At 44.2% G+C, this 1,965-nt stretch carries 1 rRNA gene; it reads left to right on the top strand.

What is annotated here, in order from left to right:
- Positions 1–388 precede the first annotated feature (388 nt).
- A 16S ribosomal RNA gene (locus LS69_RS09905) occupies positions 389–1,884 on the top strand.
- Positions 1,885–1,965: the final 81 nt, after the last annotated feature.

Below are 1,965 nucleotides of genomic sequence, written 5' to 3' on the forward strand. Positions count from 1 at the left end.
TTTCAACTCCCCTTAAGCTAACTTTGCTAAAATTCCATTTCCTTTTTTGCGCTAAAAATATTTTAGAGTGAAAAAGTAAATGTTCTTTAACTATTATTTAATGTATTTACACAGAATTTAAAGTTAAAATGATCTTTGACAACTAAGCAGGAAATTATAAGAACAACATTCTTAATTAATTTTCTAAATCTTAACAACATAAACTCATTTATTGCTTTGAAGTTTTATATTGTAAAGAAAGGAATTCTTTTCTTTTATAGAAGAAAATCTTTTCTATGCACTTGTAAAACAAAAGTCTAAACAGAGATTTTGAGATTTTAGGACAAACTTAATCCAAGATTCCTTATTGGAATCTATCCTTTATCTTTAATAGATAAAGATTTAATTTTTTATGGAGAGTTTGATCCTGGCTCAGAGTGAACGCTGGCGGCGTGCCTAATACATGCAAGTCGAACGATGAAGCTCTAGCTTGCTAGAGTGGATTAGTGGCGCACGGGTGAGTAATGCATAGGTTATGTGCCTCATAGTCTAGGATAGCCACTGGAAACGGTGATTAATACTGGATACTCCTTACGAGGGAAAGTTTTTCGCTATGAGATCAGCCTATGTCCTATCAGCTTGTTGGTGAGGTAATGGCTCACCAAGGCTATGACGGGTATCCGGCCTGAGAGGGTGAACGGACACACTGGAACTGAGACACGGTCCAGACTCCTACGGGAGGCAGCAGTAGGGAATATTGCTCAATGGGGGAAACCCTGAAGCAGCAACGCCGCGTGGAGGATGAAGGTTTTCGGATTGTAAACTCCTTTTGTTAGAGAAGATAATGACGGTATCTAACGAATAAGCACCGGCTAACTCCGTGCCAGCAGCCGCGGTAATACGGAGGGTGCAAGCGTTACTCGGAATCACTGGGCGTAAAGAGCGCGTAGGCGGGATAATAAGTCAGATGTGAAATCCTATGGCTTAACCATAGAACTGCATTTGAAACTATTATTCTAGAGTATGGGAGAGGTAGGTGGAATTCTTGGTGTAGGGGTAAAATCCGTAGAGATCAAGAGGAATACTCATTGCGAAGGCGACCTGCTGGAACATAACTGACGCTGATGCGCGAAAGCGTGGGGAGCAAACAGGATTAGATACCCTGGTAGTCCACGCCCTAAACGATGAATGCTAGTTGTTGCCCTGCTTGTCAGGGCAGTAATGCAGCTAACGCATTAAGCATTCCGCCTGGGGAGTACGGTCGCAAGATTAAAACTCAAAGGAATAGACGGGGACCCGCACAAGCGGTGGAGCATGTGGTTTAATTCGAAGATACACGAAGAACCTTACCTAGGCTTGACATTGATAGAATCCGCTAGAGATAGTGGAGTGCTAGCTTGCTAGAACTTGAAAACAGGTGCTGCACGGCTGTCGTCAGCTCGTGTCGTGAGATGTTGGGTTAAGTCCCGCAACGAGCGCAACCCTCGTCCTTAGTTGCTAACTATTCGGTAGAGCACTCTAAGGAGACTGCCTTCGCAAGGAGGAGGAAGGTGAGGATGACGTCAAGTCATCATGGCCCTTACGCCTAGGGCTACACACGTGCTACAATGGGGTGTACAAAGAGAAGCAATATTGCGAGATGGAGCAAATCTATAAAACACCTCTCAGTTCGGATTGTAGTCTGCAACTCGACTACATGAAGCTGGAATCGCTAGTAATCGTAGATCAGCTATGCTACGGTGAATACGTTCCCGGGTCTTGTACTCACCGCCCGTCACACCATGGGAGTTGTATTCGCCTTAAGTCGGAATGCCAAACAGGCTACCGCCCACGGCGGATGCAGCGACTGGGGTGAAGTCGTAACAAGGTAACCGTAGGTGAACCTGCGGTTGGATCACCTCCTTTCAAGAGAAAAGACTAAAGATTCGTTTCTTTGGTTTTAGTTGTTCTTATCCTGCTTAGTTGTCAGAGATTGTTTTGGACTTT

Source organism: Helicobacter sp. MIT 05-5294 (genome assembly GCF_000765675.1).
Taxonomy (GTDB): domain Bacteria; phylum Campylobacterota; class Campylobacteria; order Campylobacterales; family Helicobacteraceae; genus Helicobacter_D.